The organism is Nitrosomonas sp. (assembly GCF_040240425.1).
Lineage (GTDB): Bacteria > Pseudomonadota > Gammaproteobacteria > Burkholderiales > Nitrosomonadaceae > Nitrosomonas.
In genome coordinates this window covers 52,142-78,601 of record NZ_QPHG01000007.1, presented here as the reverse complement: position 1 = coordinate 78,601, position 26,460 = coordinate 52,142, and the positions used below count along the sequence as shown (strand labels likewise).

Genomic DNA, 26,460 nt, shown 5'->3' with positions numbered 1-26,460 from the left:
ATTAAACCGTGGCAAGAAAAACTCCAATAGAGCGTTATAGAAACATAGGTATTATGGCTCATATCGACGCGGGTAAGACAACGACGACCGAGCGTGTCCTTTTTTACACTGGTGTGTCGCATAAGCTGGGTGAAGTTCATGATGGCGCAGCTACGATGGACTGGATGGAACAGGAGCAGGAAAGGGGTATTACGATTACGTCGGCAGCCACAACCTGTTTTTGGAAGGGGATGGCTGGAAATTATCCAGAGCATCGCGTCAATATAATAGACACGCCCGGTCACGTAGATTTTACGATTGAAGTGGAACGATCATTGCGTGTTTTGGATGGTGCATGTACAGTTTTTTGTGCAGTGGGTGGGGTGCAGCCGCAAACTGAGACAGTTTGGAGGCAAGCGAATAAATACAAAGTGCCGCGTCTTGCCTTTGTAAACAAAATGGATCGGTCTGGTGCAAATTTCATGCGTGTGTATGAACAGATTAAGGCGCGATTAAAAGCCATGCCAGTGCCCATACAATTACCCATCGGAGCTGAAGATAAATTTGAGGGTATTGTCGACTTGGTAAAGATGAAAGCTATTTACTGGGACGATGACAGTCGCGGAATGAAATTTGAAGAGCGTGATATACCGGAAAATTTAAAGGCTGATGCTCAGGTTTGGCGTGAAAAAATGCTGGAATCGGCAGCCGAAGCAAATGAAGACTTAATGAATAAGTATCTTGAGAATGGAGACTTGGAGATCTCGGATATAAAAATTGGGTTACGTGCACGGACTATCAATAATGAAATAGTTCCGATGATGTGTGGGACCGCCTTTAAAAATAAAGGTGTGCAAGCTATGCTGGATGCGGTCATAGATTATATGCCGTCACCTACCGATGTCTTGGCGATACAGGGCGAGAACGAAAGTGGTGAGGCTGATAAACGCAAGGCTGATGATGATGAGCCATTCTCGGCGCTTGCTTTCAAAATTGCCACCGATCCGTACGTTGGGCAGTTAATTTTCTTTAGAGTTTATTCCGGTGTTGTTGTGTCTGGTGATACTGTCTATAACCCGGTTAAGGGTAAAAAAGAAAGAATAGGTAGGATATTGCAGATGCACGCAAATCAGCGTGAAGAGATAAAAGAAGTAAGGGCGGGCGATATAGCTGCTGCTGTGGGTTTGAAAGATGTGGTAACGGGAGATACCCTTTGTGATCCACAAAAGGTAATTACATTGGAAAGAATGGATTTTCCTGAGCCTGTAATTCATGTTGCTGTTGAGCCGAAAACAAAAATGGATCAGGAAAAAATGGGTATTGCGCTCAATCGATTGGCGCAAGAAGACCCCTCCTTCAGAGTGCGTACCGATGAAGAATCCGGTCAAACCATCATTTCAGGAATGGGTGAGTTGCATCTAGAAATTATTGTTGATCGAATGAAACGGGAATTTGGTGTAGAGGCTAATGTTGGTGCTCCTCAAGTTGCATATCGTGAGGCGATAAAAAAATCAGTTGAAATTGAAGGAAAATTTGTCAAGCAATCAGGCGGGCGTGGTCAGTATGGTCATGTATGGCTAAAAATGGAACCGAATGAGGCGGGTAAAGGTTTTGAATTTGTAGATGAGATAAAAGGCGGTTCCGTGCCGCGCGAATATATACCAGCGGTCGAAAAAGGTTTGCTGGAAACGTTGCCAAGTGGAGTGTTGGCAGGATATCCAGTGGTGGATGTTAAGGTTACTCTTTTTGATGGCTCTTATCACGATGTAGATTCAAATGAAAATGCATTCAAGATGGCCGCATCTATAGCTTTCAAAGATGGCATGCGTAAAGCCAATCCAGTGCTATTGGAGCCAATGATGGCAGTTGAAGTTGAATCACCAGAAGATTTTATGGGAAATGTGGTTGGAGATTTGTCATCTAGGCGCGGTATGATACAGGGAATGGAAGACGTGCCCGGGTTTAAAGTGATTCGGGCCGAGGTACCGTTGGCGGAAATGTTTGGCTATTCAACAGCCTTAAGATCAGCTACACAAGGTAGGGCAACTTACTCAATGGAATTTAAGCATTATTCAGAAGCCCCGAAAAATGTAGCTGATGCGATAATCAATAAAAAGTAATCGAATTGTATAGAGTGTAAAGGAATAGAACATGGCAAAGAGTAAATTTGAGCGGTCGAAGCCACACGTAAATGTTGGCACGATAGGACACGTGGATCATGGTAAGACGACGCTAACGGCGGCAATTACGACGATATTGACGAAGAAATTTGGCGGAGAAGCGAAGAGTTACGATCAGATTGACTCAGCGCCGGAAGAGCGTGCGCGCGGAATTACCATTAATACGGCCCACGTGGAATACGAAACAGAGAATCGTCATTACGCACATGTGGACTGTCCTGGGCACGCGGATTATGTGAAGAACATGATCACGGGCGCGGCCCAAATGGATGGAGCAATATTGGTAGTGTCGGCTGCTGATGGTCCAATGCCGCAAACGCGTGAACATATACTGCTGGCGCGCCAAGTGGGTGTTCCTTACATCATCGTCTATATGAATAAAGCGGATATGGTTGATGACGCTGAGCTGATAGAGCTAGTGGAAATGGAAATACGCGAATTATTGTCCAAATACGACTTCCCAGGTGACGACACACCGATCATTGTTGGTTCGGCGCTGAAAGCACTAGAAGGTGATCAAAGCGATATCGGCGAACCTTCCATATTGAAATTGGCGGCGGCGTTGGATAGTTACATACCACAACCGGAACGTGCAATCGATGGTGCGTTTATTATGCCAGTGGAAGACGTTTTCTCGATTTCTGGCCGTGGAACGGTTGTAACGGGACGGGTTGAAAGAGGTATCATCAAGGTAGGTGAAGAGATTGAGATCGTAGGCCTTAAACCCACGCTAAAGACAGTATGCACGGGCGTTGAAATGTTCCGCAAACTATTGGATCAAGGTCAAGCCGGTGATAATGTGGGAATACTGTTGCGCGGCACTAAACGTGAAGAAGTAGAACGCGGGCAGGTGCTGGCAAAACCGGGCAGCATATCGCCACATACCAAATTCACAGCGGAAATATATGTGTTAAGTAAGGAAGAAGGTGGAAGACATACCCCATTTTTCCCTGGTTATCGTCCACAATTTTATTTCAGAACGACGGATGTCACGGGGGCGATTGAATTACCCGCGGGCACGGAAATGGTGATGCCTGGGGATAACGTATCGGTGACGGTAAATCTGATAGCACCGATTGCGATGGAAGACGGATTGCGATTTGCGATACGAGAAGGCGGGCGCACGGTTGGTGCCGGTGTCGTCGCAAAAATTATTGAATGATATTTTATAAGGCGAAATAAAGTTAGAGTCAATTCAATTGTGAAATTGGATCTATAAACTCGAAATTAAAATATATATGCAAAACCAAAAAATTAGAATTCGTCTAAAGGCATTCGATTATCGGTTGATAGATAAATCGGCACTCGAAATTGTAGAAACAGCAAAAAGAACAGGGGCTGTAGTTAAGGGCCCTGTCCCACTGCCGACTAGGATCGAGCGTTTTGATGTATTGAGATCGCCTCACGTAAATAAAACATCTCGCGATCAATTTGAGATTAGGACGCACTTAAGATTAATGGATATCATTGATCCAACTGATAAAACAGTCGATGCTTTAATGAAATTGGATTTGCCCGCTGGCGTAGATGTGGAAATCAAATTATAAGTATTTTTAAATAAATAATTAGAGTATTTAGTTATTCTTATTAAAAACATGTACTCTTTGATAGAGGCGGAAAATGGCAATAGGGTTGATTGGTCGTAAAGTTGGGATGACTCGCATTTTTACTGAGAATGGAGATAGTTTGCCAGTAACAGTCATTGATGTTTCCAATAATCGCATAACTCAGTTAAAAAAATCTGACACAAATGGTTATTCTGCAGTGCAATTAACATTTGGAAAGAGAAGAGCGAATAGAGTTAATAAATCAATTGCAGGACATTTCTCAAAAGCTGGCGTAGAAGCAGGAAGCATAGTAAAAGAGTTTAGAGTAACTGCAGATGAAGATATCAATCAACTGCAAACTGGTGCTGTAATTACATGTGGAATATTCAATGTTGGCCAAAAGGTGGACGTATCTGGAACAACTATCGGCAAAGGCTATGCAGGAACGATAAAGTTACATAACTTTTCTTCCAATCGAGCTAGTCACGGTAATTCAAAAGCGCATAATAAACCAGGATCAATTGGGATGGCGCAAGATCCTGGTCGAGTTTTTCCCGGGAAAAGAATGTCCGGTCATATGGGTAATGTAAGAAGAACTGTTCAGAATGTAGAGATATTAAGAATTGATGAAGCAAGAAATTTACTGCTTTTGAAAGGCGCTATACCAGGATCTAAAGGTGGTAATGTAATAGTGCGTTCGAGCATCAAAGTAAAAAAGTAAATTGATTAATAAAACGAAATAACAATAGGATGAACAAGTAATGGAGTTGAAGCTTATCAGTGAAAAGAATCAGGTAACAGAAAATATTACTGTTTCTGATGCACTCTTTAATAGAGATTACAATGAAGCACTTGTTCATCAAGTTATAACTTCTTATCTGTCAAATGCACGAGGGGCAACACGAGCTCAGAAAGGGCGCGCAGATGTTGCTAAGTCAACTCGAAAGCCATGGCGGCAAAAAGGAACAGGGCGAGCTCGTGCCGGTATGGCATCAAGTCCAATATGGCGCGGAGGCGGAAAAATTTTTCCGAATAGTCCGGATGAAAATTTTAGGAAAAAACTCAATAAAAAAATGTACCGTACTGGTATAAGTGTAATTTTTTCGCAATTAGTACGCGATGAGCGATTAATGATCATTAATGACTTTAATGTCGATACACATAAAACTAAAGCTTTTAGAGAAAAAATAATTGCGTTAGGGCTCAATGAAGTTATGCTGATTACGAATAATGTGGATGAAAATTTATATCTATCTTCACGTAATATTCCGCATGTTTCCGTAGTTGAGGTGAAAAATATAGATCCGGTAAGTCTTTTAAAATTTGAAAAGATTTTGCTTACAACAGAAGGATTAAAGAATCTTGAGGAACTTCTGTCATGAAAAATTCAAATATAAATCAAGAACGTTTATTAAAAGTTATATTAGCACCACACATCTCAGAGAAAGCTACGTTTATTGGAGAGAAAAATAATCAAACGGTATTTCGTGTAGTGACAGATGCGACTAAGAAAGAGATAAAAGATGCTATAGAATTGTTATGGAAAGAACAAAAAATAGAAGTGAAAAATGTTCAAACGATAAACGTTAAAGGGAAAAGCAAAAGATTTGGACGGTTCATGGGACACAGAAATGATTGGAAAAAAGCCATCGTAAGCATTAAGGAAGGGCAGGAATTGAGTTTTGCAAATTTTTCAAATGCAGAGGTTAAATAATGGCCCTTGTTAAATTAAAACCGACTTCACCCGGAAGAAGATCTGTAGTTAAATTAGTAAATAAGGATTTGTATAAAGGCGAGCCTTATAAAAATTTAATAGAGAAACAAACTAAAACTGCGGGGCGTAATCATTATGGCCGTATCACTACAAGGCATCGTGGCGGTGGTCATAAACATCATTATAGATTGATAGACTTTAAACGTGATAAAGATGATATAAGTGGTATTGTCGAGCGCATTGAATATGATCCTAATAGGACAGCTAATATTGCTTTAATTTGCTACCAAGATGGAGAAAGAAGATACATTATTGCACCAAAAGGATTAACGGTAGGTACAAAAATTTCTAGTGGCAAAAATGCTCAGATAAAACCCGGAGATGCGTTGCCTTTGCGCAATATACCTATGGGAACGATAATTCATTGTGTTGAATTACTACCAGGAAAAGGCGCTCAATTAGCACGATCTGCAGGGGCCTCTATACAATTGCAAGCACGAGAAGGAAATTATGCGCAACTGAAACTTCGTTCAGGTGAGATGCGGAAAGTTCATATTGATTGTCGTGCTACAATCGGTGAAGTAGGTAATGCAGAACACAATTTAAGATCGATCGGTAAAGCAGGAGCTGTCCGTTGGCGTGGAATTAGACCAACAGTACGAGGTGTAGCAATGAATCCTATCGATCACCCACACGGTGGTGGGGAAGGAAGGACATCGGCTGGAAGACATCCAGTCAGTCCTTGGGGAACACCGGCTAAAGGCTATAGAACTAGAAAAAATAAAAGAACGGAAGTGATGATAGTTCGTCATCGTTATTCAAAAAAAGGATAATAGATTAAATGGCACGATCAGTTAAAAAGGGACCATTTGTAGATGCGCATTTAATGGTAAAGATATTGAAGGCTCGTGAAACAAATGATAAAAGACCTGTCAAGACATGGTCGAGACGATCCACCATATTGCCAGATTTTATAGGAATGACAGTGGCAGTCCACAATGGTAAGCAGCATATTCCTGTTTTTGTGACAGAAAATATGGTTGGTCATAAATTTGGTGAATTTTCGCTTACACGGACTTTTAAAGGCCATGCCGGTGATAAAAAAGCAGTTACTAAGCGATAGGAATAAATATGGAAACTACTGCTAAACTACGCGGAGTCAGATTATCAGCACAAAAAGGACGTCTTGTAGCAGATCAAATACGAGGTCTGTCAGTGGACAAGGCACTGAATATCTTGACTTTTAGTCCTAAGAAAGGCGCTGAAATAATACGCAAAATCTTGGAATCAGCCATTGCAAATGCAGAACATAATGATGGTGCAGATATTGATGAATTGAAAGTTTCATCTATATATATCGATAGAGGGATACTGATGAAACGGACAAGTGCGCGCGCTAAAGGCCGGGGCAATAGAATCGTGAAGCCTACATGTCATATCTCGTTAACAGTAAGCGATAATGGTAGTCAAATTAAATAAAATCATAGGCACTAATTGATATGGGTCAAAAAATACATCCAATCGGGTTTCGTCTTTCAGTTCAAAGAAATTGGTTGTCAAAGTGGTATGCAAATAGCAATAACTTTGCAACTATGTTGAATGAAGATATAAAAGTACGGACTTTTCTTAATGAAAAGCTTAAAAATGCTTCGGTTGGTAGAGTTTTGATAGAAAGACCATCAAAAAATGCAAGAATTACTATTTATAGCTCGCGTCCAGGTGTGGTTATTGGAAAAAAAGGTGAAGATATAGAGGTATTACGTACTGAGCTCCAAAAAAGAATGGGAGTTCCTGTACATGTTAATATTGAGGAAATTAGAAAGCCCGAACTGGATGCGCAATTAATTGCAGACAATATTGCTCAGCAATTGGAAAAAAGAATTATGTTCCGTAGAGCAATGAAGCGTGCAATGCAAAATGCCATGAGACTGGGAGCGCAAGGTATAAAAATAATGAGTTCGGGTAGATTAAATGGAATAGAAATTGCCCGTACGGAATGGTATCGAGAAGGCCGCGTTCCTCTTCATACATTAAGGGCAGATCTCGACTATGCAACATCAGAAGCTGAAACTACCTATGGCATTATTGGGATAAAAGTGTGGGTTTTTAAGGGTGAAATACTTGGAAAAAGTGACGCAAATAGTTTAAATACACCAGGTAATGCTTTAGATAGCGAAAAAAAGAAAATTAATAAAAAAACTTCTTCGGCATTTATTAAAGAATCTGACTCTAAAATAGATAAAAGCATTGAATGATAAAATCATTTAATCAGTAGTACTAGATTCTTTAATATCTGAAAAAAATTAATTCTGAGGGAAAAAATGCTTCAGCCAGCACGAACTAAATATAGAAAGCAACAAAAGGGAAGAAATACTGGCATCGCAACACGCGGTTCAAAAGTTAGTTTTGGTGAGTTTGGTCTAAAAGCAGTTGATAGAGGTCGATTAACAGCTCGTCAAATTGAAGCTGCACGAAGAGCCATGACAAGGCATATTAAAAGAGGTGGTCGTATTTGGATACGGATTTTCCCCGATAAGCCAATTTCCCATAAACCCGCTGAAGTTCGAATGGGAAATGGTAAGGGAAGTCCAGAGTATTATGTTGCTGAAATACAGCCAGGAAAAATGTTGTATGAAATGGATGGCGTAAGTGAAGAGCTAGCAAAAGAAGCGTTTAGACTAGCTGCAGCAAAATTACCAATTAAAACAGTATTTACTATCAGGCAACTTGGCGGATAACAATGAAAGTAAGTGAATTGAAAGAGAAATCATTATCTGAGCTTAACAAGGAACTTATTTCCTTATTAAAGGTGCAATTTAGCTTAAGAATGCAATTGGCTACGCAGCAACTTTCAGATACAAGTCGAATGAAAATGATTAGAAAAGATATCGCAAGAGTTAAAACAATTATGACTCAGAAAGCAAGTTAATTATGAATAGTGAAAAATTAAAACGTACACTGACTGGGCGTATCACAAGTAATAAAATGAATAAAACAGTTACAGTTCAGGTTGAGCGTCGAATAAAACACCCTCTTTATGGAAAATTTGTAATTAGATCAAAAAAATATCATGCGCATGTACCAGATGAGCAATTTGCTGTAGGTGATATTGTTTTAATTGAAGAATGTCGCCCATTATCGAAAACCAAAAACTGGAAAGTAGTAAAGCATATTAATAGTGAATCTGAGAAATAAATAGTTTTATTATGATTCTAGACGTTATTTGTCATAAAGTATATGAGGCAAGAATTTTTTCTTGTATAATTCTGCCTCTTTGATTCTTAGTGATACTTATTAAAAATATTATTTATTTAATTAAAATCAAAAAATTTAAATAAATATTCGATATGAGTTTTTAAAAGAGACTATTAAATGATACAGATGCAATCAATATTGCGAGTTGCTGATAACACAGGTGCAAGATCATTAATGTGTATCAAAGTTCTTGGAGGATCAAAGAGAAAATACGCAGGTATCGGCGATATTATTAAAGTAAGCATTAAAGACGCTGCACCGCGAGGGCGTGTAAAAAAAGGTGAAGTTTATAATGCTATTGTAGTGCGTACAGCAAAAGGTGTGCGACGTTTAGATGGTTCGTTGTTAAAATTTGATGATAATGCTGCCGTGCTATTAAATAACAAGCTTGAACCGATTGGAACTCGCATATTTGGTCCTGTTACGCGTGAGTTGCGAAATGCACGTTTCATGAAGATTGTGTCGCTTGCTCCGGAAGTTCTGTAATACCTAGAAGAGAATAGATATGAGAAAAATCAAAAAGGGCGATGATGTAATTGTAATTACTGGAAAAGATAAAGGTAAAAAAGGTACAGTATTACGTACGATAGGTTCGGAGCGTTTGTTAGTACAAGGAATAAATTCGGTAAAAAAACATCAAAAGCCTAATCCTTCAATTGGAACAACTGGAGGAATAATTAATAAAGAAATGTCAATTCATATTTCAAATGTTGCGATTTATAACTTTGCTTCAAAAAAAGCTGATAGAGTTGGATTTAGATTTGATTCCAATGATAAAAAAGTACGTTTTTTTAAAACTACAAATGAATTGATCGAAGTATAAGAGGATTGTAAGGATATGGCGCGTTTACAAGATTATTACCGTAATACAATAGCTGAAGAGTTAAAAAAACAGTTTGGATACAAATCTGTAATGGAAGTACCATGTATAACCAAGATTACACTTAATATTGGATTGGGTGAAGCGACCATCGAAAAAAAAGTAATCGAGAATGCAGTTTCAGATATAAAAAAAATTTGCGGTCAACAACCGGTAGTGACACGCGCCAAGAAATCAATTGCAACTTTTAAAGTAAGAAAAGATTATCCAATCGGATGCATGGTAACTCTTAGAAAAGTTAGAATGTACGAGTTCCTCGATAAATTGATTACTATTGCGATACCAAGAATACGTGATTTCAGAGGTATATCAGGAAAATCATTTGATGGTAGAGGCAATTATAATATGGGTATAAAAGAGCAAATTATATTTCCTGAAATTGATTACGATAAAATTGATGCTTTACGTGGCATGAATATTTCAATTACAACAACTGCAAAAAACGATATTGAAGCGAAAGCTTTGTTGGCAGCATTTAGTTTTCCCTTCAAGAATTGAGGAAATTATGGCTAAGTTATCAACAGTGAATAGAAATAATAAAAGACAAAAATTAGTGGCTAAATATTTTGAAAAAAGAAAAAATTTATACAAGATAATCTCTAATTATTCATTGGATGAAGATGATAGGGCAAAAGCACGAGAACAATTGCAGAAACTTCCAAGGGATTCTAGCGCTGTAAGATTAAGAAATAGATGCGAATTAACAGGAAGACCGCGTGGAGTATATTCTAAATTTGGACTTGGAAGAAACAAATTAAGAGACATGGCAATGAGTGGAAAGATTCCTGGAATCATAAAAGCTAGTTGGTAAAATTTTTATCTACTAATGATATTCCAAGTATAAGTTAAATAACTAATCATAGAGTGTAATCAATATGTGTATGAGCGATCCAATTGCAGATATGCTTACAAGAATTAGAAATGCTCAGATGGCAAGAAAGCGTTCTGCTAAAATGGAATGTTCTCGCTTGAAAGTATCAATTGCTAATGTACTTAAAGATGAAGGTTACATAGATTCTTATAATGTTATTAAAGAAAATAACAAAAGTACGTTAGAAATTGTTTTAAAATATTATGCAGGTGAGCCTGTAATTGAAAATATTAAGCGTATTAGTAAACCTGGTTTAAGAATTTACAAATCTAGTAAAAATTTACCAAATGTGATGAACGGCTTGGGTACAGCTATAATCTCGACATCGCAAGGTGTTATGACACAAAATAAAGCTCGAGTATTGGGTATCGGTGGTGAGCTCTTGTGCACTCTAGTTTAAAGGATTTATTTAATGTCTCGTGTAAGTAATAATCCAATATCTGTCCCTGAAAATGTTGAAGTTTTTTTGACGAAACAGGATATTAAGGTAAAAGGACCTCTTGGGGTTTTAGAGTATCCATTAGTTTGTGAAATTAGCGTTGATCAAATAGATAAATTTCTCAAAATTAAAGCAAACTCTAACTCTCAGCATGCAAATGCGTTATCTGGAACATTCAGAGCATTAATTGCAAATATGGTTCATGGAGTTTCAAAGGGTTTTGAAAAAAAATTGCAGCTTGTTGGAGTTGGTTACAGAGCGCAAGCAAACGCAAATAAATTGAGTCTTACACTCGGCTTTTCACATCCAATAGATTTTGAAATTCCAAATGGAATTAAAATTGAAACACCAACACAGACTGAGATAATAATCAAAGGAATTGATAAACAGAAAGTTGGACAAGTTTCAGCTGATATTAGGGCATATAGAAAACCAGAGCCTTACAAAGGAAAAGGAGTAAGGTATTCGGATGAAATTATTGTTCTTAAAGAGACTAAGAAAAAATAAGTGAAATCATCATGTCAAATTTAAAAGATAAACGTATTAGAAGATCTAAAAAAACACGTGCCACCATAGCAGAATTGGGGGTTATTCGATTGTCAATTCATAGAAGTAATTCTCATATATATGCACAATTGATTGATGATAAAAATAATAAAACTATTGCGAGTGCATCCACATTAGAGTCAGATGTTAAAAAAGAAATAAAAACAGGTGGTAACATCGAGGCAGCAACAATAATTGGAAAAAGAATTGCGGTAAAAGGAATAAAGTTTGGTATATCAAATATCGCGTTTGACAGATCTGGATATAAATATCATGGTCGAGTTAAGGCCTTAGCTGATGCTGCTCGTGAAGAAGGATTGAAATTTTAATAAAATGTAATGATTCCAAGGTCTAAAATATGAATACTAAAACAATAGGGGCAGAAGAAGGCAGCGATGATTTACGTGAAAAAATGGTTGCTATCAACAGAGTTACAAAAGTTGTCAAGGGTGGTCGTATTTTAGGATTTGCGGCATTAACTGTTGTGGGTGACGGTGATGGTGGTGTTGGAATGGGTAAAGGTAAATCTCGTGAAGTTCCAGTTGCTGTGCAGAAGGCAATGGATGAAGCTCGGCGTAAAATGATAAAAATTAAATTAAAGAATGGATCTATATATCATCCTATAACCGCATCACATGGGGCTGCGAAAGTATATATGCAACCTGCACCTGAAGGAACGGGTATAATTGCAGGAGGGCCAATGAGAGCTATATTTGAGGTAATGGGAATGACTAATATCTTGGCAAAATGTATTGGTTCTACAAATCCATATAATGTTGTTAGAGCAACATTAAAGGGCTTAAATCAGATGAACACTCCAGCAACAATTGCTGCTAAGCGTAACAAAACAATTAAAGAAATATTAGGTTCAAATCATGGTTAATTCTCAAAAAGAAAAGACTATCAAAATAACACTTATTAAAAGCATGATAGGAACTAAAAAATCACATAAAGCAACAGTTCGGGGTTTAGGGCTGAGGAAGCTAAATAGCTCTTCAATACTTATTGATACGCCCGAAGTGCGTGGAATGATTGATAAGATTAATTATTTAGTTAGATGCGATTAAATTATGTTTTTGAATTCTATAAAGCCTTCTGTTGGCTCAAAAAAAACTAAAGTACGAGTTGGACGTGGAATGGGATCAGGTGTTGGAAAAACCTGTGGAAGAGGACATAAAGGGCAAAAATCTCGATCTGGTGGATTTCATAAGGTCGGTTTTGAAGGTGGGCAAATGCCAATACAAAGACGTTTACCAAAACGAGGCTTTGTCATTTTAAAACGGCGAGAATATCCTAGTTTACGTTTAAGTGATTTGAATTTACTTTTCGAAAAAGAAATTAGTATAGAAACATTAGTAGCAAATAATTTAATTCCAAGAAAAACAAATAAAGTTAGAATCTTTAAATCTGGAAATTGCACCAAAACTTTTAATTTTAAAAATATTGTAATAAGTAAAGGAGTTAAAGATGTACTCCTGGCTTCTGGAAGCACAATTTCATAAAGTTTTTTCAATTTAAATAATATGTCAAATCTCTCTGTAGATAAATTTGCTGATCTTAAAAGACGCTTATGGTTTTTGTTGTTGGCGTTAATTGTCTATAGAATTGGTGCCCATGTTCCTGTTCCTGGAATAGATCCAATTGTTTTAAAAGATTTATTTGAATCGCAAGAAAGCGGCGTCTTGGGCATGTTTAATATGTTTTCTGGGGGAGCTCTTTCCAGGTTTTCTATATTTGCGCTTGGAATCATGCCATATATATCTGCCTCTATCATAATGCAATTAGGAACAGTTGCAATCCCTTTTTTAGAGTCTTTAAAAAAAGAAGGTGAGAGTGGAAGAAGAAAAATTACACAATATACTAGATATGGTACTGTAGCTTTGGCATTAGTTCAAAGTTATGGAATTTCTATTGCATTACAATCTCAAGCTGGTTTGGTAATAAATCCTGGAGGAATGTTCACGATTACAACTGTTATTACTTTGGTAACAGGAACAATTTTTTTGATGTGGTTAGGTGAACAGATTACAGAACGTGGCATTGGTAACGGAATATCGTTGATAATTTTCGCTGGCATTGCTGCTGGTTTGCCAAGTGCAATAGGTGGCACCTTAGATTTAGTTAGCACTGGTTCTATGCATTTTTTAATTGCACTAAGTATATTTGTCGCAGCTGCTTGTGTGACAGGAATTGTTGTTTTTGTTGAAAAAGGACAACGACGTATTTTAGTGAATTATGCGAAACGACAAATTGGTCAAAAAGTTTATGGCGGTCAAAGTTCGCATTTACCTTTAAAATTAAATATGTCTGGTGTCATTCCGCCGATTTTTGCTTCAAGTATAATTTTATTTCCTGCAACATTGGCTGGATGGTTTGCAAATGATGAATCTGTAACATGGTTAAAAGACATTAGTTCAGCATTATCTCCTGGACAACCAATATATGTTATTTTGTATGCGATGATGATCATTTTTTTCTGCTTCTTTTACACAGCTCTTGTTTTTAATCCAAAGGAAACCGCTGATAATCTTAAGAAGAGTGGCGCTTTTGTACCTGGCATTAGACCAGGAGAACAGACTACACGATATATAGAAAAGATTATGCTGCGTTTAACATTATCAGGCTCAATTTACGTTACATTGGTGTGTTTATTGCCTGAATTTTTAATTTTGAAATGGAATGTTCCTTTTTATTTTGGAGGTACTTCTCTTTTAATTATTGTAATTGTGACGATGGATTTTATGTCACAGATTCAATCACATGTTATGTCATCGCAATATGATAGTTTACTTAAGAAAACTAATTTCAAAAGTAATCAAGCAAAATTACCTACAAGATAAATATTCGGCATTTTTTGATGGCAAAAGAAGATACAATACAAATGCAAGGAGAAATCCTCGAGACGCTTCCTAATGCAACATTTCGAGTCAAGTTAGAAAATGGGCACGTAGTATTAGGACATATTTCAGGAAAAATGCGTATGCACTATATTAGAATTTTGCCTGGCGATAAAGTAACAGTTGATTTAACGCCATATGATTTGACAAGAGCTCGTATTACTTTTCGAGCAAAATAATGAAATAACACGCAAATAATATATAATTCTTTACTATTTTTAATAATCAAATTTAATCTTATGAAAGTAAATGCTTCAGTTAAAAAATATTGCAGAAACTGTAAAATAATTAGACGAAATAGAGTTGTTCGTGTTATTTGCTTAGATCCAAGACATAAGCAACGTCAAGGCTAAACAGAAAAGTGAAAGTAAGTTTATATAGGAAAACATAAATGGCACGTATTGCTGGTGTAAACATACCTAATCATCAACATGTTAGCATTGCTCTGACTGCTATATATGGTATTGGTAGATCTAGTTCTAAGAATATTTGCGAATCAGTGGGCATAGATACTAATATAAAATTAAAAGATCTTACTGAGGAACAAATAGATCAATTACGCGAATATATTGCTCGGATGACAATTGAAGGTGATCTTCGACGTGAAATTTCGATGAATATCAAAAGATTAATGGATTTAGGTTGCTATAGAGGACTACGGCATAGACGAGGCCTTCCTGTTCGAGGGCAACGCACTAGAACAAATGCAAGAACCAGAAAAGGTCCTCGCAAAGCAATCCGTGCTCGTTAATTATACGAATAACTCGTTGTTATTTTGGATGTTATCATGAATAAAACAAACTCACGTGTTAAAAAGAAGATTAAGAAAAATGTTTCTGAAGGAATTGCTCATATACATGCTTCTTTTAATAATACAATAGTAACTATAACAGATAGGCAAGGCAATGCATTATCATGGGCAACTTCAGGTGGAGCTGGATTTAAAGGTTCGAGAAAAAGCACACCATTTGCTGCGCAAGTTGCTGCTGAAACTGCAAGTAAAATAGCCATTGATTGTGGCGTCAAAAATCTTGAAGTAAAAGTAAAAGGCCCAGGTCCAGGTCGTGACTCTGCAGTACGCGCTTTGAATGCGGCTGGTTTTAAAATCACTAGTATTTCTGATGTTACGCCAGTGCCCCATAATGGTTGTCGACCACCTAAAAAACGTCGTATTTAAGGAGATATCTTGGCTCGAAATCTTGCACCCAAATGTAAACAATGTCGTCGAGAAGGTGAAAAGCTTTTCTTGAAAGGTGAAAAATGTTTTACTGATAAATGCGCTATAGAACGCAGAAATTATCCACCCGGTCAACATGGTCAAAAGAAAGGCCGTTTGTCAGACTACGGTGGTCAATTACGTGAAAAACAAAAAGTAAAAAAAATCTATGGTATTCTGGAAAAACAGTTTCGGAATATTTATAAATCAGCTGATAAAGAAAGAGGTATAACTGGAGATAATTTGCTGCAATTATTAGAAAGTCGCCTTGATAATGTCGCTTATCATATGGGATTTGGATCATCTAGATCAGAAGCACGCCAAATTGTAAGGCATAACTGTATTTTGGTAAATGGACATAAAGTTAATATACCTGCTTATTTAGTTAATGTTGGAGATACAATCGAAATTGATAAAAATGCAAAAAATCAATTACGTATTAAATCTTCTATTGAAACAGCCAGCAGCCGAAATTTTCCTTCATGGATAGATGTAAATGTTATCGAAATGAAAGGTATCTATAAAATGAAACCTGAGCGTTCAGATTTACCTTCTTCTATTAATGAATCATTGATAATTGAATTGTATTCAAAATAATCAATAAAGCTTTTTACACAAAAGGATTTTTTTATGCTCGGTACGGAGCTGCTTACACCACGAATTATTGATGTTCAGAATATTTCACCATTACACGCCAAAGTTGTGATGGAACCTTTTGAAAGAGGCTATGGCCATACATTAGGTAATGCACTTCGAAGAATTCTATTATCTTCAATGTCAGGTTTTGCTCCTACAGAAGTAAAAATTGCAGGTATTGTCCATGAATATTCTGCTTTAGATGGAGTTCAAGAGGATATTGTAGATATTTTGTTAAATATTAAAGGTATAGTCCTGAAACTTCATAATAATGATGAAGCTACTTTATACTTGAGGAAAAATGGAAAAGGTGTTGTTACTGCTGGCGACATCGAAACCGGACATGATGTTGAAATAATTAATCCAGAACACATCATTGCTCATTTGACTTCCGATAGTAAAATCAATATTGAATTGAGAGTTGAGAAAGGAAGAGGATTCGTTCCGGCGACAATAAGAAAAAATAAGAATTTAGATAAAGACATAGGTACAATTTTTTTGGATGCTTCTTTTAGCCCAGTCAGACGTGTTAGTTATACTGTTGAAAGTGCTCGTGTAGAGCAACGAACTGATTTGGATAAATTAATCATTGACCTTGAAACTAATGGAGTTGTTGAACCAGAAGAAGCAATACGATATGCGGCCCGCGTTTTAGTGCAGCAACTATCTGTTTTTGCTGATTTGGAAAGTACTCCTATTCCAAAAGAAAAACCGCAGATGCCTCAGATTGATCCAATTTTACTTCGTCCTGTTGATGATTTAGAACTAACTGTTAGATCTGCCAATTGTTTGAAAGTTGAAAACATTTACTATATTGGAGACTTAATTCAACGCACAGAAGCTGAATTGTTGAGAACTCCAAATTTAGGAAGAAAATCTCTCAACGAAATAAAAGAAGTATTAGCATCGAGAGAACTTACTCTAGGAATGAAATTAGATAACTGGCCACCTGCTAATTTAGAAAATATATCGAAGGATCAGAATCATGCGTCATAATAATGCATTCAGGAAATTAAATAGAACTAGTAGTCACAGACTGGCCATGTTTCGTAACATGAGTAACTCATTATTGCGTCATGAGGTGATTACAACCACACTTCCAAAAGCAAAAGAACTTAGAAGTTATGTCGAACCAGTTATTACCTTAGGCAAAAAGCCGTCTTTGTCCAATCGTAGAGCAGCTTTTAATAAATTACGTGATCGCCAAATTGTGACCAAATTATTTGATGAACTTGGTCCCCGTTATATTACACGACCTGGAGGATATGTCAGAATTCTTAAATTTGGATATAGAAAAGGTGACAATGCTCCAATGGCACTCGTAGAATTGCTCGATCGTCCAATTCAAGAGACATCAGATAAAAAAGAAATTAGTGAAGAATAATATTTCCGCTATTTCTCAAGTTTAACTAATGTTAATTTCGAAAATATTTGTTCTTACTCATACTTAGAATAAAGTTAAAAGTATTATTGTAACTAAAGTTGATTTATTAAATAAAAATAAGATTCTTAATTTTATTTCTCATTATTCCAATAAATTTGATATAAAAATATTTAATATAATTGATTCTACAAATAATTATTTATTGAATAGATTTGATAAGTCAGAATACGATAACAATCCTATAGTTATTGTTGCTGCTGAGGTTCAAGTAAGAGGACGTGGTCGAGAAAATCGGAAATGGCATGGTGGTACATTAGGTAATACATTAACCTTTTCTATACTATGGCGTTTCAGATATGGAGTCTCTGTTTTATCTGGCTTGAGTTTAGTAATTGGTATTGTCCTCGTACGTGTCTTAAGATCTTTTTCAGATAATAATATTTACCTTAAATGGCCTAACGATATTCTGCATGATACTAGTAAATTGGCAGGTATATTGGTTGAGCTGCGTGGAAAAATGGATGGTCCAGCATTTGCAGTTATTGGAATTGGCATAAATTTTCTTCTTCCTTTCTCGATTAAATCCCATATCCAACAAAAAGTAACTGATTTATTGCAATGCACAGGTAAAGTTCAAGATCGTAACGAAATTTTTAGTGCGCTTCTTGTGCAGTTATACAATGCTTTAACTGATTTTGAGAAATATGGTTTCTCATATTTTAAAGATGAATGGATAAGTTACCATGCATATCAAGGAAAAAATGTGACACTGCTTTTTCCAAATAAGCAATCTGTTGATGGAGTTGTTGATAATATAAATGATGACGGTTCTATTTGCTTAATTACACCTAACGGTAAACAGTCTTATAGTACTGGTAATATCTCTATGCGATTAAAAGATAATTAAGCGGTAAATGAATTCCGTTTTATTAATCATTGATTCTGGTAATTCTTTTGTTAAATGGGGATTGTTTAATAATGATCTTTGGTTAACACAACGCAGTGTTTCGCATGATGATATTTCTGAGTTGCAAACTGAATTCAGTGTTTTATCAGAACCGCATTTAATTATAATTTCGCATGTAGCACGTGATGAAACAAAAAGCAAAATTTGTAAATTCATTTCACGTTGGTCAATACAACCAATATGGCACCATTCGCAATCCTATCAATGTGGTGTTTTAAATGGTTATTCAGATCCCAAACAATTGGGTAGTGATCGTTGGGCAGCTTTAATTGCTGCTTGGAACATAGAACACAAAGCCTGTTTAGTTATTAACGCTGGTACTGCGGTGACTATCGATACACTATCTGACAACGGAAAATTCCTGGGTGGCATTATTTTACCTGGTTTTTATTTGATGCTTAATAGCCTTTATTCCGGTACTCAATTGAAGCCCAATAAATTGGGTGTCTACCAAAATTTTCCCGTTAATACGCAAAATGCAATTCATAGTGGCATAATACATAGCTTGGTAGGTGCTATTGAGCGTATGTATGGTGTTTTATCCACACAACTTAAGCATTCATCTATAAATTGCATCATCAGTGGTGGAAACGCATCGTTGCTGAGTCCTTTTATTAAGTATCCGTTAAAGATAATTAATAACTTGGTTTTGGAAGGATTGGTGGTGATTGCTAAAGATGAATTGAAAAAACGAGAATTATCTAGTTCGTAAAATTTCATGCACTTATTCCAGAAAGCGACTTTTTATACCTCGATCAATGATATGCATGCATTACCACAGCATACAGGGATTGAAATTGCTTTTGCGGGAAGATCAAATGCCGGTAAATCAAGTGTTATAAATACTTTGGCCAACAAGAACCGGTTGGCTTTTGTGAGTAAAACACCAGGGCGTACTCAACATATTAATTTTTTTCAATTGAATGAAAGCAAGTTTCTCGTTGATTTACCTGGGTATGGGTATGCGAAGGTTCCGGATAACATCCGCAAGCATTGGGAAGAGTTATTAAGTCAATATTTACAGACGAGAGAATCACTGAAAGGTTTAGTGTTGATCATGGATATCCGGCATCCGTTCAAAGCACTGGATATTCAGATGCTGGATTGGTTTATACCGACAGGAAAGACAGTTCACATTATATTGACGAAAGCTGATAAATTGAGTAAACAACAAGCAAACATTACGTTACAGCATGCGACGCAATATTTACAAGAATCATATCCAGGATGTAGTGTGCAATTATTTTCTAGCTTGGCTCGTAGCGGAATAGAAGATGCTACTTCCGTTATTAATTCTTGGCTAAGTGCAGATTAGTGTTTAGTATTGAGTGATTCAAGTTATAAAAAAAGCCCCCGGCTAAAGGGGAGTAAAACCGGGGGGAATCGCCTTAATATCACACTTAAGGCCCTGTCTCAGGGAGGAAAGACAGGGGGACGATCAAGATGTCCTTTGCTAAGAGATCTTCTCGACTGTATTAGTTCCTCAAATTAATAGAATTATTTTTTATCGTATTATTTTTCCTGATTTTTATTTATGTCTTTGTATAGCCAATTTCCGCAAAAAAGAATGCGACGCATGCGTCGTGACGCATTTTCCCGACGTCTCATGCAAGAAACTCATCTTCGCGCAGATGATTTGATTTATCCAGTATTTGTTTTGGATGGGAAGAATCGCAGCGAAAATGTGAAATCAATGCCGGGGATTGTCAGGCAAAGTTTAGATTTGTTAATGGCACAAGCGGAAAACTGTTTGCGGCTTGGTATTCCAGCTCTGGCTATTTTTCCGGTGATCGACACTGAATTTAAGAATCTGACTGCGAGTGAAGCCTACAATCCCGATGGATTGGTGCCTAGAGTAGTGCAGCAACTGAAGCAGAATTTTCCCGAGCTGGGGGTCATTACGGATGTTGCGCTTGACCCGTATACCAGCCATGGTCAGGATGGTCTCATTGATCAACACGGTTACGTCATGAACGATGAAACCGTAAATGTTTTGTGTCAGCAAGCGTTGGTGCATGCACAAGCTGGAGCTGACGTTGTCGCGCCTTCCGATATGATGGATGGACGCATAGCAGCGATCCGGAATGGTTTGGACGGCCAACAATTTATTCATACCCGTATATTGGCGTATTCCGCAAAATATGCTTCAAGTTTCTATGGACCGTTTCGTGATGCAGTTGGGTCTGCAGCGAATCTTGGCGCGGGGAATAAATATACCTATCAGATGGATCCGGCAAACTCCGATGAGGCGTTATGGGAAGTTGGGTTAGATTTGAACGAGGGAGCGGATATGGTGATGATTAAACCCGGCATGCCTTATCTGGATATCGTACGCCGTGTGAAGGATCAATTTGGTGCCCCCACTTTTGTATACCAAGTGAGCGGCGAGTATGCCATGCTGAAAGCTGCCGCGATTAACGAATGGTTAGATGAAGAAGCTTGTGTGCTGGAATCGCTGCTTTCATTTAAACGCGCTGGTGCGGACGGAATATTGACTTATTACGCGATAGAAGCTGCAAATTGGCTCAAAAAGAGACAATAAGCCATAAAATGGCGAGTAATAAAGCTAGAACAGTTGATCTTGTAAATCCCGGGTAACTTTCGGTGTATGTTCAACCGGACTTTCATTTAGCGGCGGAAGCTGCTCGCTAAGAAAATACTCGGTCATATCTCCGCCGGTTTCCCTGAATCCTGTGGCTGAGTTAATTCTTGCGGCAACGACTCCATTGGGTGGTTTGTATTCTGCCATAGCGACGCCTTTCAACACAGGACCCATATAATCCATCCAAATCGGTAACGCAACGCGCCCACCGGTTTCATTGTTTCCCAGCGATTTAGGCTCGTCATATCCTGTCCAAGCAATGGTTACCAAGTCTTTTTGAAAACCGCAGAACCAAGCATCGATAAAATTGCTGGTCGTACCGGTTTTTCCCGCCAGATCGCTGCGTCCCAGTTGTCTTGCTTTGGCTGCTGTACCCTGATTCACAACATCCTGCATCATGCTGGTCATGATAAAAGCATTGCGAGGATCAATCACACGTTTTGCCCCATGGGTAACGGAGACAGGTTGGAATTGTTCGATGATGTTGCCTTTCTCATCTTCGATTTTCTTGATGAAATAGGGTGCAATGCGGAAACCGCCATTGGCAAAAACCGCGTATCCGGCAGCCATTTGCATCGGCGTGACGGAACCCGAGCCGAGCGCCATCGGTAAGTAGGGTGGATGACGGCTGGCATCGAAACCGAATCGCGTAATGTAATCTTGCGCATACTGTATACCGATCGCCTGCAAGATCCGGATCGACACAAGATTCTTTGATTTGGTTAGCGCCGTGCGCATGCGCATCGGTCCTTCAAATTTGCCATCGAAATTTTTCGGTTCCCATAGCTGACTACCGGTCTGGGTTGCGCTGAACGAGAGCGGGGCATCGTTGATGATGGTGGCTGGAGTAAAACCTTTCTCCAATGCGGCCGAATAAATGAAAGGTTTGAAACTGGAACCTGGTTGCCGCCATGCCTGTGTGACATGATTGAATTGATTTTTATAGAAATCAAATCCACCGATCAATGCGCGGATAGCGCCATCATTGGGGTCGATAGAAACAAGCGCCGCTTCTATTTCCGGTAGTTGAACGATATGCCAGACATTCTTCTGATTTTTTTGCACACGGATTAATGCACCGGGGGTAATGTATTTTTTGCCGGGATCTTTTTTCTCAGCCAAAAATTTCTGTGCGAATTTTAGTCCATCACCAGTGATTTCAATGACTTCTCCACCCTTCTTGTAAGCCTGAACGGCATTGGGTTTAGCCGCTATGACAACGGCTGCATAAATATCATCGCTATCGTTGATTTCGTCCAGCGCGTCGTCCAGTATTTTTTCTTGATTTCCGCCATATTTCATCAGATCGATATAAGCTTCGGGACCGCGATAACCCCGGCGTCTGTCGTAATCGATCACATTTTTACGGAGCGCCTGATAAGCGGCTTCCTGATCCAGCTGCCGCAGAGTAGTATAAACCTTGATTCCTTTATCGTAGGTTTCTTCCTGATATCGATCATAGATGACCTGGCGAACCATTTCTGCCACATACTCGGCACGCATGGCAAAGGCGGTCGATTGCTTCTTCACGGGAACAGGCTGTTTTTCCAATTCACTCAATTCGTTACTGGAAATATAATTGAGTTTATGAAGCCGGCCCAAAACGTACAATTGCCGGCTTTTCGCCCGCTTTGGATTGCTGATCGGGTTATAACTTGAAGGCGCCTTGGGCAATCCGGCCAGCATGGCGGCTTCTACGATATTGATTTCTTGTAATGACTTTCCGAAGTAGGTGTGTGCTGCCGCTGCAAAACCATAACTGCGGTGCCCCAGGTAAATTTGATTCACGTACAGTTCTAAAATCTTGTCTTTGCTAAGGCTGTGTTCAATTTTGAATGCCAGTAGCGCTTCGCTGAGTTTCCGGGTCAGTGTTTTTTCCCTGGTCAGAAAAAAATTCCGGGCGACTTGCATGGTGATCGTACTGGCGCCCTGGCGTACACTGCCCGCGGAGAAATTGGAATAAGCCGCACGCAATACACCTAAATAATCAACCCCGCCATGTTCGTAAAAGCGGTCATCTTCCGCCGCAAGAATGGCCTGTTTCAGATGCTCCGGCACTTCAGAGATACTGACGACATTTCTTCGTTCCGCGCCAAACTCACCGATTATCTGACCTTCTTCGCTGTATATGCGTAAAGGTATTTTCGGGCGATAGTCTGTCAGCGTATCCAGTGATGGCAGATTGGAGTAAATGACCAATCCGGCAAAGCCTGCCAGCAGCACACCGATTAAACCTAATGCGGATAAAGTGACAAAAAAATAGTACAACCAGCGAGCAAACATGAATAATTAAATGATGAAACGGTTAAAATACAAAATTATAGGGGGTATATCTACTGTTTTTCTTTGAATAGGATTTTTCGAATTCTGTCAGAATCAACATCAACTTCTTAATCTGCTGAATAAACCTAGATTTATCTTGATAATGGGTAGTAGTTTACCTATATTCGGCTTTAACAGGGTAATTTATAATGCGCGAGTATCGCTTCTAACAAGCCAATGTTCAAGGGAAATTTTGATATCAATTTTGACTTCTTAAAGTTGAAGTCACCGCCACTGATCGGAGTGGACATCAGTTCCTCATCCGTGAAGATGGTTGAGTTATCGATGATTGGCAAAGACAATCAAGCTTACCGTATAGAACGCTATGTCATAGAATCCCTGTCGCCTGACGCCATGCAAGATGGCGGAATTGCCAATATGGAAGCAGTGACCGAAAGTCTGCGGCGCGGCTGGAAACGGATGGGAACGCGGCAAAAGAATGTAGCGCTCGCACTGCCCGCAACGGATGTGATTACCAAGAAAATTGTAGTGCCAGCCGGGCAACGCGAGGAAGACCTGGTTTTTCAAGTAGAGAATGAAGCCAGTCAATACATTCCTTTTCCGCTGGATGAAGTGGATCTGGATTTTCAAGTAACCCGATCAGTTCCGGATAATCCGGAAGAAGTCGAAGTACTGATTGCGGCTTCGCGTAAGGAAAAAGTAGAGGATCGTGTGGCTGCTGCGCTTGCAGCTGGTATGAAGACAGTGATCGTGGATGTTGAGCCTTATGCGGCACAGGCAGCATTTGAATTAACGTTGCGTCAATTACCGGGCGGCGGGAAAGATCAAGTCATTGCGCTGGTTGATATTGGCGCGACTGTCATGAAAGTAAATGTGCTGTTGAATGATGAATCGCTCTATACGCGCGATCAGCACTTCGGCGGCGATCAACTGACACAGGAAATTCATAATCAGTTTAATCTGTCACTGGAAGAATCGGAAGCTGCCAAGCGCGGTGGGAGTTTGCCGGGAAATTACCAAGCGGAAGTACTGCAACCATTTTGCGAGACCCTGGCGATTGAGGTGATGCGCGCCATTCAGTTCTTTTACACTTCAACGCAATACACCGAAGTGAATTATATATTTATCGCAGGAGGGTGCGCTGTTATACCTGGATTGGATGCCATCATTGCTGCACGTACACAAGTCAGCACACTTGTTGTGAACCCATTTGCAAACATGGAGTTATCAAGCCGCATCATTTCGCGGCAATTAAACCAGGATGCACCTTCTCTTCTGATCGCCTGCGGTTTGGCTTTGCGGAGCTTTGACCCATCATGATTCGCATCAACCTGCTACCTCACCGTCAACTGAAGCGCAAAGCACAGCAACAACAAATCGCGATTCTGGCCGGTGTGGCTGGTTTTCTGGGGATTGCGGCTGTCTGGAGTGTTTATGCGATGATCGACGACGAAATAGAAAATCAAAATGCCCGGAATCAATTTTTGCAAAGCCGGATTGCTGTTCTGGATACAGAAATTGCTGAAATCAGAAATATCAAAACGCAAACTCAGGAGTTACTGTCGCGCAAACTGGTGGTGGAAACCCTGCAGAACAGCCGCTCTGAAGTCGTGCACTTACTGGATCAACTGGTAAGATTGCTTCCCGATGGTGTGTACCTGCAAAGTGTGAAGCAAAATGATCAGATTATTACGCTCACGGGATATGCGCAATCCAATGCTTGGGTATCCATGCTGATGCGTAATCTCGAATCATCGCCCTGGCTGGAATCGCCGCTATTGGTGGAAATTAAGGCGATAACGGTTAATAACATCCGCCAGAACGAATTCAATATGAGAATCAAGCTCAGAAGGATATCGATTGACGATGTGCAGAATTCACCAGCCAATCCCGCTGGAAAATCGTAAGGCTAAGGTATGAATGATTTGCTTATTGAATTGCGTCAGCTTGATATCAATCAAGCAGGGAGCTGGCCGGTAGCATTTAAAATTGCTGCTCTGGTCATTTTATTCATTGTTATCGTGATAGCCGGTCATTTCCTGGTGTGGCAAGACCAGACCGAAACGTTGGAGAAAATCCAAGCTGAGGAAGAAACATTAAAAAATACTTATCTTCTTAAAAAAAGAAGTGCTGTTAATTTACCGGCGTTACGCGCACAGCTGGAAGAAATAGAACAGTCGCTGAGCGCCATGTTGAAGCAACTGCCGGATAAATCCGAGATGGAAGCGTTGCTGGTCGATATCAACCAGGCAGGTTTGGGCCGGGGGCTGCAATTTGAATTATTTAAACCGGCCGAGAAGGAAACAATCAACGCATTTTATGCCGAACTGCCGGTTTCGATCCGGGTCACGGGCGGTTATCATGATATTGGCGCTTTTGCCAGCGATATCGCGCGATTGCCGCGAATTGTGACACTCAATGACATCGCGATCGCTCCAGCTACCGATGGAAAATTGGTGTTGGATGCAGTTGCAAAAACTTACCGTTATTTGGATGAAGAAGAAATCGCAAAGCAAGCTAAGGGTAAATGAATGATGATAAGAAACCTATGCCTGTTAGTATTACTTGCAATAGCTTTGATGGCGATGACTGCTTGCAGTCAAAATGACTATAGTGATTTGGAAGCTTTTATTCAAAGCTCAGGTGAAGGTTTGAAAGGCCAGATCGATCCGCTTCCCGAAATAAAACCGCATCAATATTTCACTTATCAAGCTTTCGACATTCCCAGCCCCTTCGTGCCCCGTAAAAATGGACAAGTGCAAGCAGTAGCCAGCGGAATTCAACCTGATTTGACCAGGCGTAAGGAAGTTCTGGAATCCTTTCCGTTGGAAAATTTATTAATGGTTGGAACATTGCAGCAACATGATATGATTTTCGCCCTGATTAAATCTCCGGATGGCACACTGTATCGTGTGAAAACCGGTAACTATTTGGGACAAAATTTCGGAAAAATTAACCATATTTCGGAATCAGAAGTTAAACTATTGGAGATTGTGCAGGATGGAGCGAATGAATGGACTGAGAAAGCTAGTACACTCATGCTGAAAAATTAGAAATAAAACAA

40 protein-coding genes are annotated in these 26,460 nt (G+C 39.0%); 39 read left to right on the top strand and 1 reads right to left on the bottom strand.

The genetic code is table 11. The features are described 5' to 3' along the window. The first annotated feature begins 8 nt into the window (after positions 1-8). The 35 genes from fusA (at position 9) to hemB (ending at position 21,053) form a co-directional block, all read left to right on the top strand. The gene (fusA, locus tag DU481_RS04240; protein WP_350132857.1) at positions 9-2,099 is read left to right on the top strand and encodes an elongation factor G; all 2,091 of its coding nucleotides are present in this window, start codon (positions 9-11) and stop codon (positions 2,097-2,099) included. A gap of 31 nt (positions 2,100-2,130) precedes the next feature. After that, positions 2,131-3,321 carry an elongation factor Tu gene (gene tuf / locus DU481_RS04235; protein ID WP_090449274.1) on the top strand — a complete coding sequence of 397 codons (1,191 nt, stop codon included), beginning with the start codon at positions 2,131-2,133 and terminating at the stop codon, positions 3,319-3,321. A 76-nt stretch (positions 3,322-3,397) separates the two neighbouring features. Then, positions 3,398-3,706, top strand: coding sequence for a 30S ribosomal protein S10 (gene rpsJ, locus DU481_RS04230; RefSeq protein WP_013966801.1), 309 nt, complete (start codon positions 3,398-3,400; stop codon positions 3,704-3,706). Positions 3,707-3,779: 73 nt separating this feature from the next. Beyond that, positions 3,780-4,427 (top strand): 50S ribosomal protein L3, encoded by a 648-nt coding sequence (gene rplC, locus DU481_RS04225; protein WP_350132855.1) that lies wholly within the window; start codon positions 3,780-3,782, stop codon positions 4,425-4,427. Positions 4,428-4,467: 40 nt separating this feature from the next. After that, the gene (gene rplD, locus DU481_RS04220) at positions 4,468-5,088 is read left to right on the top strand and encodes a 50S ribosomal protein L4 (RefSeq protein WP_350132853.1); all 621 of its coding nucleotides are present in this window, start codon (positions 4,468-4,470) and stop codon (positions 5,086-5,088) included. Further along, positions 5,085-5,420 (top strand): 50S ribosomal protein L23, encoded by a 336-nt coding sequence (gene rplW / locus DU481_RS04215; protein ID WP_350132851.1) that lies wholly within the window; start codon positions 5,085-5,087, stop codon positions 5,418-5,420. Before rplD ends, rplW begins: the two co-directional genes overlap by 4 nt. After that, on the top strand, positions 5,420-6,253 hold the full coding sequence (gene rplB / locus DU481_RS04210; RefSeq protein WP_090319383.1) for a 50S ribosomal protein L2: 834 nt from the start codon (positions 5,420-5,422) through the stop codon (positions 6,251-6,253). The genes rplW and rplB overlap by 1 nt, the downstream gene beginning before the upstream one ends. 8 nt (positions 6,254-6,261) lie before the next feature. Next, positions 6,262-6,543, top strand: a complete 282-nt coding sequence (gene rpsS, locus DU481_RS04205; protein WP_350132849.1) for a 30S ribosomal protein S19 — start codon at positions 6,262-6,264, stop codon at positions 6,541-6,543. A gap of 8 nt (positions 6,544-6,551) precedes the next feature. Then, positions 6,552-6,899, top strand: a complete 348-nt coding sequence (rplV, locus tag DU481_RS04200) for a 50S ribosomal protein L22 (RefSeq protein WP_350132847.1) — start codon at positions 6,552-6,554, stop codon at positions 6,897-6,899. A 20-nt stretch (positions 6,900-6,919) separates the two neighbouring features. Further along, complete coding sequence (rpsC, locus tag DU481_RS04195) at positions 6,920-7,675, top strand: 30S ribosomal protein S3 (protein WP_350132845.1); 756 nt, start codon at positions 6,920-6,922, stop codon at positions 7,673-7,675. 66 nt (positions 7,676-7,741) lie between these two features. After that, on the top strand, positions 7,742-8,158 hold the full coding sequence (gene rplP / locus DU481_RS04190) for a 50S ribosomal protein L16 (protein ID WP_132427742.1): 417 nt from the start codon (positions 7,742-7,744) through the stop codon (positions 8,156-8,158). Between the two features lie 2 nt (positions 8,159-8,160). Then, complete coding sequence (rpmC, locus tag DU481_RS04185; protein ID WP_108698806.1) at positions 8,161-8,349, top strand: 50S ribosomal protein L29; 189 nt, start codon at positions 8,161-8,163, stop codon at positions 8,347-8,349. Between the two features lie 2 nt (positions 8,350-8,351). Then, positions 8,352-8,615 (top strand): 30S ribosomal protein S17, encoded by a 264-nt coding sequence (gene rpsQ, locus DU481_RS04180; RefSeq protein ID WP_350132843.1) that lies wholly within the window; start codon positions 8,352-8,354, stop codon positions 8,613-8,615. Positions 8,616-8,792: 177 nt separating this feature from the next. Next, the gene (gene rplN / locus DU481_RS04175; RefSeq protein ID WP_090319403.1) at positions 8,793-9,161 is read left to right on the top strand and encodes a 50S ribosomal protein L14; all 369 of its coding nucleotides are present in this window, start codon (positions 8,793-8,795) and stop codon (positions 9,159-9,161) included. Positions 9,162-9,180: 19 nt separating this feature from the next. Next, positions 9,181-9,498: a 50S ribosomal protein L24 gene (gene rplX / locus DU481_RS04170; RefSeq protein WP_350132841.1), complete on the top strand. Its 318-nt coding sequence runs from the start codon at positions 9,181-9,183 to the stop codon at positions 9,496-9,498. 15 nt (positions 9,499-9,513) lie between these two features. Continuing rightward, positions 9,514-10,053, top strand: coding sequence for a 50S ribosomal protein L5 (rplE, locus tag DU481_RS04165; RefSeq protein ID WP_350132839.1), 540 nt, complete (start codon positions 9,514-9,516; stop codon positions 10,051-10,053). A gap of 7 nt (positions 10,054-10,060) precedes the next feature. Further along, positions 10,061-10,366 carry a 30S ribosomal protein S14 gene (gene rpsN / locus DU481_RS04160; protein ID WP_107803608.1) on the top strand — a complete coding sequence of 102 codons (306 nt, stop codon included), beginning with the start codon at positions 10,061-10,063 and terminating at the stop codon, positions 10,364-10,366. Positions 10,367-10,430: 64 nt separating this feature from the next. Continuing rightward, complete coding sequence (gene rpsH / locus DU481_RS04155; protein WP_350132837.1) at positions 10,431-10,826, top strand: 30S ribosomal protein S8; 396 nt, start codon at positions 10,431-10,433, stop codon at positions 10,824-10,826. A gap of 12 nt (positions 10,827-10,838) precedes the next feature. Beyond that, positions 10,839-11,372, top strand: a complete 534-nt coding sequence (gene rplF, locus DU481_RS04150) for a 50S ribosomal protein L6 (protein WP_350132836.1) — start codon at positions 10,839-10,841, stop codon at positions 11,370-11,372. A gap of 11 nt (positions 11,373-11,383) precedes the next feature. Beyond that, a complete protein-coding gene (gene rplR, locus DU481_RS04145; protein WP_350132834.1) occupies positions 11,384-11,740 on the top strand; it encodes a 50S ribosomal protein L18 in 357 nt (118 codons plus the stop codon). Between the two features lie 29 nt (positions 11,741-11,769). Further along, the gene (gene rpsE, locus DU481_RS04140; protein ID WP_350132832.1) at positions 11,770-12,294 is read left to right on the top strand and encodes a 30S ribosomal protein S5; all 525 of its coding nucleotides are present in this window, start codon (positions 11,770-11,772) and stop codon (positions 12,292-12,294) included. Then, a complete protein-coding gene (gene rpmD, locus DU481_RS04135; protein WP_350132830.1) occupies positions 12,287-12,478 on the top strand; it encodes a 50S ribosomal protein L30 in 192 nt (63 codons plus the stop codon). The genes rpsE and rpmD overlap by 8 nt, the downstream gene beginning before the upstream one ends. Positions 12,479-12,481: 3 nt before the next feature. After that, a complete protein-coding gene (gene rplO, locus DU481_RS04130) occupies positions 12,482-12,913 on the top strand; it encodes a 50S ribosomal protein L15 (RefSeq protein ID WP_350132828.1) in 432 nt (143 codons plus the stop codon). Positions 12,914-12,934: 21 nt separating this feature from the next. Continuing rightward, positions 12,935-14,251: a preprotein translocase subunit SecY gene (secY, locus tag DU481_RS04125; RefSeq protein ID WP_350132827.1), complete on the top strand. Its 1,317-nt coding sequence runs from the start codon at positions 12,935-12,937 to the stop codon at positions 14,249-14,251. A gap of 17 nt (positions 14,252-14,268) precedes the next feature. Next, entirely contained in the window at positions 14,269-14,487 is a 219-nt protein-coding gene (gene infA / locus DU481_RS04120) for a translation initiation factor IF-1 (RefSeq protein WP_350132825.1), read from the top strand. Positions 14,488-14,547: 60 nt separating this feature from the next. Continuing rightward, positions 14,548-14,661 (top strand): 50S ribosomal protein L36, encoded by a 114-nt coding sequence (gene rpmJ / locus DU481_RS04115; RefSeq protein ID WP_350132823.1) that lies wholly within the window; start codon positions 14,548-14,550, stop codon positions 14,659-14,661. A 38-nt stretch (positions 14,662-14,699) separates the two neighbouring features. Further along, the gene (rpsM, locus tag DU481_RS04110) at positions 14,700-15,059 is read left to right on the top strand and encodes a 30S ribosomal protein S13 (RefSeq protein WP_350132821.1); all 360 of its coding nucleotides are present in this window, start codon (positions 14,700-14,702) and stop codon (positions 15,057-15,059) included. A 36-nt stretch (positions 15,060-15,095) separates the two neighbouring features. Next, positions 15,096-15,485 (top strand): 30S ribosomal protein S11, encoded by a 390-nt coding sequence (gene rpsK / locus DU481_RS04105; RefSeq protein ID WP_090319440.1) that lies wholly within the window; start codon positions 15,096-15,098, stop codon positions 15,483-15,485. A 9-nt stretch (positions 15,486-15,494) separates the two neighbouring features. Then, positions 15,495-16,121, top strand: a complete 627-nt coding sequence (gene rpsD / locus DU481_RS04100) for a 30S ribosomal protein S4 (protein WP_350132819.1) — start codon at positions 15,495-15,497, stop codon at positions 16,119-16,121. Between the two features lie 33 nt (positions 16,122-16,154). Next, entirely contained in the window at positions 16,155-17,156 is a 1,002-nt protein-coding gene (locus DU481_RS04095) for a DNA-directed RNA polymerase subunit alpha (protein ID WP_350132817.1), read from the top strand. After that, positions 17,146-17,544 (top strand): 50S ribosomal protein L17, encoded by a 399-nt coding sequence (gene rplQ, locus DU481_RS04090; RefSeq protein WP_350132815.1) that lies wholly within the window; start codon positions 17,146-17,148, stop codon positions 17,542-17,544. The genes DU481_RS04095 and rplQ overlap by 11 nt, the downstream gene beginning before the upstream one ends. A gap of 82 nt (positions 17,545-17,626) precedes the next feature. Further along, a complete protein-coding gene (locus DU481_RS04085; protein WP_350132905.1) occupies positions 17,627-18,451 on the top strand; it encodes a biotin--[acetyl-CoA-carboxylase] ligase in 825 nt (274 codons plus the stop codon). 7 nt (positions 18,452-18,458) lie between these two features. Then, entirely contained in the window at positions 18,459-19,223 is a 765-nt protein-coding gene (locus DU481_RS04080) for a type III pantothenate kinase (RefSeq protein WP_350132813.1), read from the top strand. A 6-nt stretch (positions 19,224-19,229) separates the two neighbouring features. Further along, positions 19,230-19,826: a ribosome biogenesis GTP-binding protein YihA/YsxC gene (gene yihA, locus DU481_RS04075; protein ID WP_350132811.1), complete on the top strand. Its 597-nt coding sequence runs from the start codon at positions 19,230-19,232 to the stop codon at positions 19,824-19,826. Between the two features lie 219 nt (positions 19,827-20,045). Beyond that, positions 20,046-21,053 (top strand): porphobilinogen synthase, encoded by a 1,008-nt coding sequence (hemB, locus tag DU481_RS04070; RefSeq protein WP_350132810.1) that lies wholly within the window; start codon positions 20,046-20,048, stop codon positions 21,051-21,053. Positions 21,054-21,077: 24 nt separating this feature from the next. Here hemB and DU481_RS04065 read toward each other — a convergent pair whose 3' ends face one another. Further along, positions 21,078-23,396, bottom strand: a complete 2,319-nt coding sequence (locus DU481_RS04065; protein WP_350132808.1) for a penicillin-binding protein 1A — start codon at positions 23,394-23,396, stop codon at positions 21,078-21,080. A 216-nt stretch (positions 23,397-23,612) separates the two neighbouring features. On the opposite strand from DU481_RS04065, the gene DU481_RS04060 reads away from it, so the two are divergent. From DU481_RS04060 to DU481_RS04045, 4 genes are read left to right on the top strand one after another with little or no spacing between them, the layout of a single operon-like run. After that, positions 23,613-24,716: a pilus assembly protein PilM gene (locus DU481_RS04060; RefSeq protein ID WP_350132806.1), complete on the top strand. Its 1,104-nt coding sequence runs from the start codon at positions 23,613-23,615 to the stop codon at positions 24,714-24,716. Next, a complete protein-coding gene (locus tag DU481_RS04055; RefSeq protein ID WP_350132804.1) occupies positions 24,713-25,303 on the top strand; it encodes a PilN domain-containing protein in 591 nt (196 codons plus the stop codon). Before DU481_RS04060 ends, DU481_RS04055 begins: the two co-directional genes overlap by 4 nt. 9 nt (positions 25,304-25,312) lie before the next feature. Then, positions 25,313-25,927 carry a type IV pilus inner membrane component PilO gene (locus DU481_RS04050; protein WP_090319471.1) on the top strand — a complete coding sequence of 205 codons (615 nt, stop codon included), beginning with the start codon at positions 25,313-25,315 and terminating at the stop codon, positions 25,925-25,927. After that, positions 25,928-26,449 (top strand): pilus assembly protein PilP, encoded by a 522-nt coding sequence (locus tag DU481_RS04045; protein ID WP_350132802.1) that lies wholly within the window; start codon positions 25,928-25,930, stop codon positions 26,447-26,449. Positions 26,450-26,460: the final 11 nt, after the last annotated feature.

Excerpts from the sequence above, each read along its gene's own strand:
- tuf (WP_090449274.1), top strand. The coding sequence starts at position 2,131 with ATGGCAAAGAGTAAATTTGAGCGGTCGAAGCCACACGTAAATGTTGGC.
- rpsJ (WP_013966801.1), top strand. The coding sequence starts at position 3,398 with ATGCAAAACCAAAAAATTAGAATTCGTCTAAAGGCATTCGATTATCGG.
- rplC (WP_350132855.1), top strand. The coding sequence starts at position 3,780 with ATGGCAATAGGGTTGATTGGTCGTAAAGTTGGGATGACTCGCATTTTT.
- rplD (WP_350132853.1), top strand. The coding sequence starts at position 4,468 with ATGGAGTTGAAGCTTATCAGTGAAAAGAATCAGGTAACAGAAAATATT.
- rplW (WP_350132851.1), top strand. The coding sequence starts at position 5,085 with ATGAAAAATTCAAATATAAATCAAGAACGTTTATTAAAAGTTATATTA.
- rplB (WP_090319383.1), top strand. The coding sequence starts at position 5,420 with ATGGCCCTTGTTAAATTAAAACCGACTTCACCCGGAAGAAGATCTGTA.
- rpsS (WP_350132849.1), top strand. The coding sequence starts at position 6,262 with ATGGCACGATCAGTTAAAAAGGGACCATTTGTAGATGCGCATTTAATG.
- rplV (WP_350132847.1), top strand. The coding sequence starts at position 6,552 with ATGGAAACTACTGCTAAACTACGCGGAGTCAGATTATCAGCACAAAAA.
- rpsC (WP_350132845.1), top strand. The coding sequence starts at position 6,920 with ATGGGTCAAAAAATACATCCAATCGGGTTTCGTCTTTCAGTTCAAAGA.
- rplP (WP_132427742.1), top strand. The coding sequence starts at position 7,742 with ATGCTTCAGCCAGCACGAACTAAATATAGAAAGCAACAAAAGGGAAGA.
- rpmC (WP_108698806.1), top strand. The coding sequence starts at position 8,161 with ATGAAAGTAAGTGAATTGAAAGAGAAATCATTATCTGAGCTTAACAAG.
- rpsQ (WP_350132843.1), top strand. The coding sequence starts at position 8,352 with ATGAATAGTGAAAAATTAAAACGTACACTGACTGGGCGTATCACAAGT.
- rplN (WP_090319403.1), top strand. The coding sequence starts at position 8,793 with ATGATACAGATGCAATCAATATTGCGAGTTGCTGATAACACAGGTGCA.
- rplX (WP_350132841.1), top strand. The coding sequence starts at position 9,181 with ATGAGAAAAATCAAAAAGGGCGATGATGTAATTGTAATTACTGGAAAA.
- rplE (WP_350132839.1), top strand. The coding sequence starts at position 9,514 with ATGGCGCGTTTACAAGATTATTACCGTAATACAATAGCTGAAGAGTTA.
- rpsN (WP_107803608.1), top strand. The coding sequence starts at position 10,061 with ATGGCTAAGTTATCAACAGTGAATAGAAATAATAAAAGACAAAAATTA.
- rpsH (WP_350132837.1), top strand. The coding sequence starts at position 10,431 with ATGTGTATGAGCGATCCAATTGCAGATATGCTTACAAGAATTAGAAAT.
- rplF (WP_350132836.1), top strand. The coding sequence starts at position 10,839 with ATGTCTCGTGTAAGTAATAATCCAATATCTGTCCCTGAAAATGTTGAA.
- rplR (WP_350132834.1), top strand. The coding sequence starts at position 11,384 with ATGTCAAATTTAAAAGATAAACGTATTAGAAGATCTAAAAAAACACGT.
- rpsE (WP_350132832.1), top strand. The coding sequence starts at position 11,770 with ATGAATACTAAAACAATAGGGGCAGAAGAAGGCAGCGATGATTTACGT.
- rpmD (WP_350132830.1), top strand. The coding sequence starts at position 12,287 with ATGGTTAATTCTCAAAAAGAAAAGACTATCAAAATAACACTTATTAAA.
- rplO (WP_350132828.1), top strand. The coding sequence starts at position 12,482 with ATGTTTTTGAATTCTATAAAGCCTTCTGTTGGCTCAAAAAAAACTAAA.
- secY (WP_350132827.1), top strand. The coding sequence starts at position 12,935 with ATGTCAAATCTCTCTGTAGATAAATTTGCTGATCTTAAAAGACGCTTA.
- infA (WP_350132825.1), top strand. The coding sequence starts at position 14,269 with ATGGCAAAAGAAGATACAATACAAATGCAAGGAGAAATCCTCGAGACG.
- rpmJ (WP_350132823.1), top strand. The coding sequence starts at position 14,548 with ATGAAAGTAAATGCTTCAGTTAAAAAATATTGCAGAAACTGTAAAATA.
- rpsM (WP_350132821.1), top strand. The coding sequence starts at position 14,700 with ATGGCACGTATTGCTGGTGTAAACATACCTAATCATCAACATGTTAGC.
- rpsK (WP_090319440.1), top strand. The coding sequence starts at position 15,096 with ATGAATAAAACAAACTCACGTGTTAAAAAGAAGATTAAGAAAAATGTT.
- DU481_RS04095 (WP_350132817.1), top strand. The coding sequence starts at position 16,155 with ATGCTCGGTACGGAGCTGCTTACACCACGAATTATTGATGTTCAGAAT.
- rplQ (WP_350132815.1), top strand. The coding sequence starts at position 17,146 with ATGCGTCATAATAATGCATTCAGGAAATTAAATAGAACTAGTAGTCAC.
- DU481_RS04080 (WP_350132813.1), top strand. The coding sequence starts at position 18,459 with ATGAATTCCGTTTTATTAATCATTGATTCTGGTAATTCTTTTGTTAAA.
- yihA (WP_350132811.1), top strand. The coding sequence starts at position 19,230 with ATGCACTTATTCCAGAAAGCGACTTTTTATACCTCGATCAATGATATG.
- hemB (WP_350132810.1), top strand. The coding sequence starts at position 20,046 with ATGTCTTTGTATAGCCAATTTCCGCAAAAAAGAATGCGACGCATGCGT.
- DU481_RS04065 (WP_350132808.1), bottom strand. The coding sequence starts at position 23,396 with ATGTTTGCTCGCTGGTTGTACTATTTTTTTGTCACTTTATCCGCATTA.
- DU481_RS04060 (WP_350132806.1), top strand. The coding sequence starts at position 23,613 with ATGTTCAAGGGAAATTTTGATATCAATTTTGACTTCTTAAAGTTGAAG.
- DU481_RS04055 (WP_350132804.1), top strand. The coding sequence starts at position 24,713 with ATGATTCGCATCAACCTGCTACCTCACCGTCAACTGAAGCGCAAAGCA.
- DU481_RS04050 (WP_090319471.1), top strand. The coding sequence starts at position 25,313 with ATGAATGATTTGCTTATTGAATTGCGTCAGCTTGATATCAATCAAGCA.
- DU481_RS04045 (WP_350132802.1), top strand. The coding sequence starts at position 25,928 with ATGATGATAAGAAACCTATGCCTGTTAGTATTACTTGCAATAGCTTTG.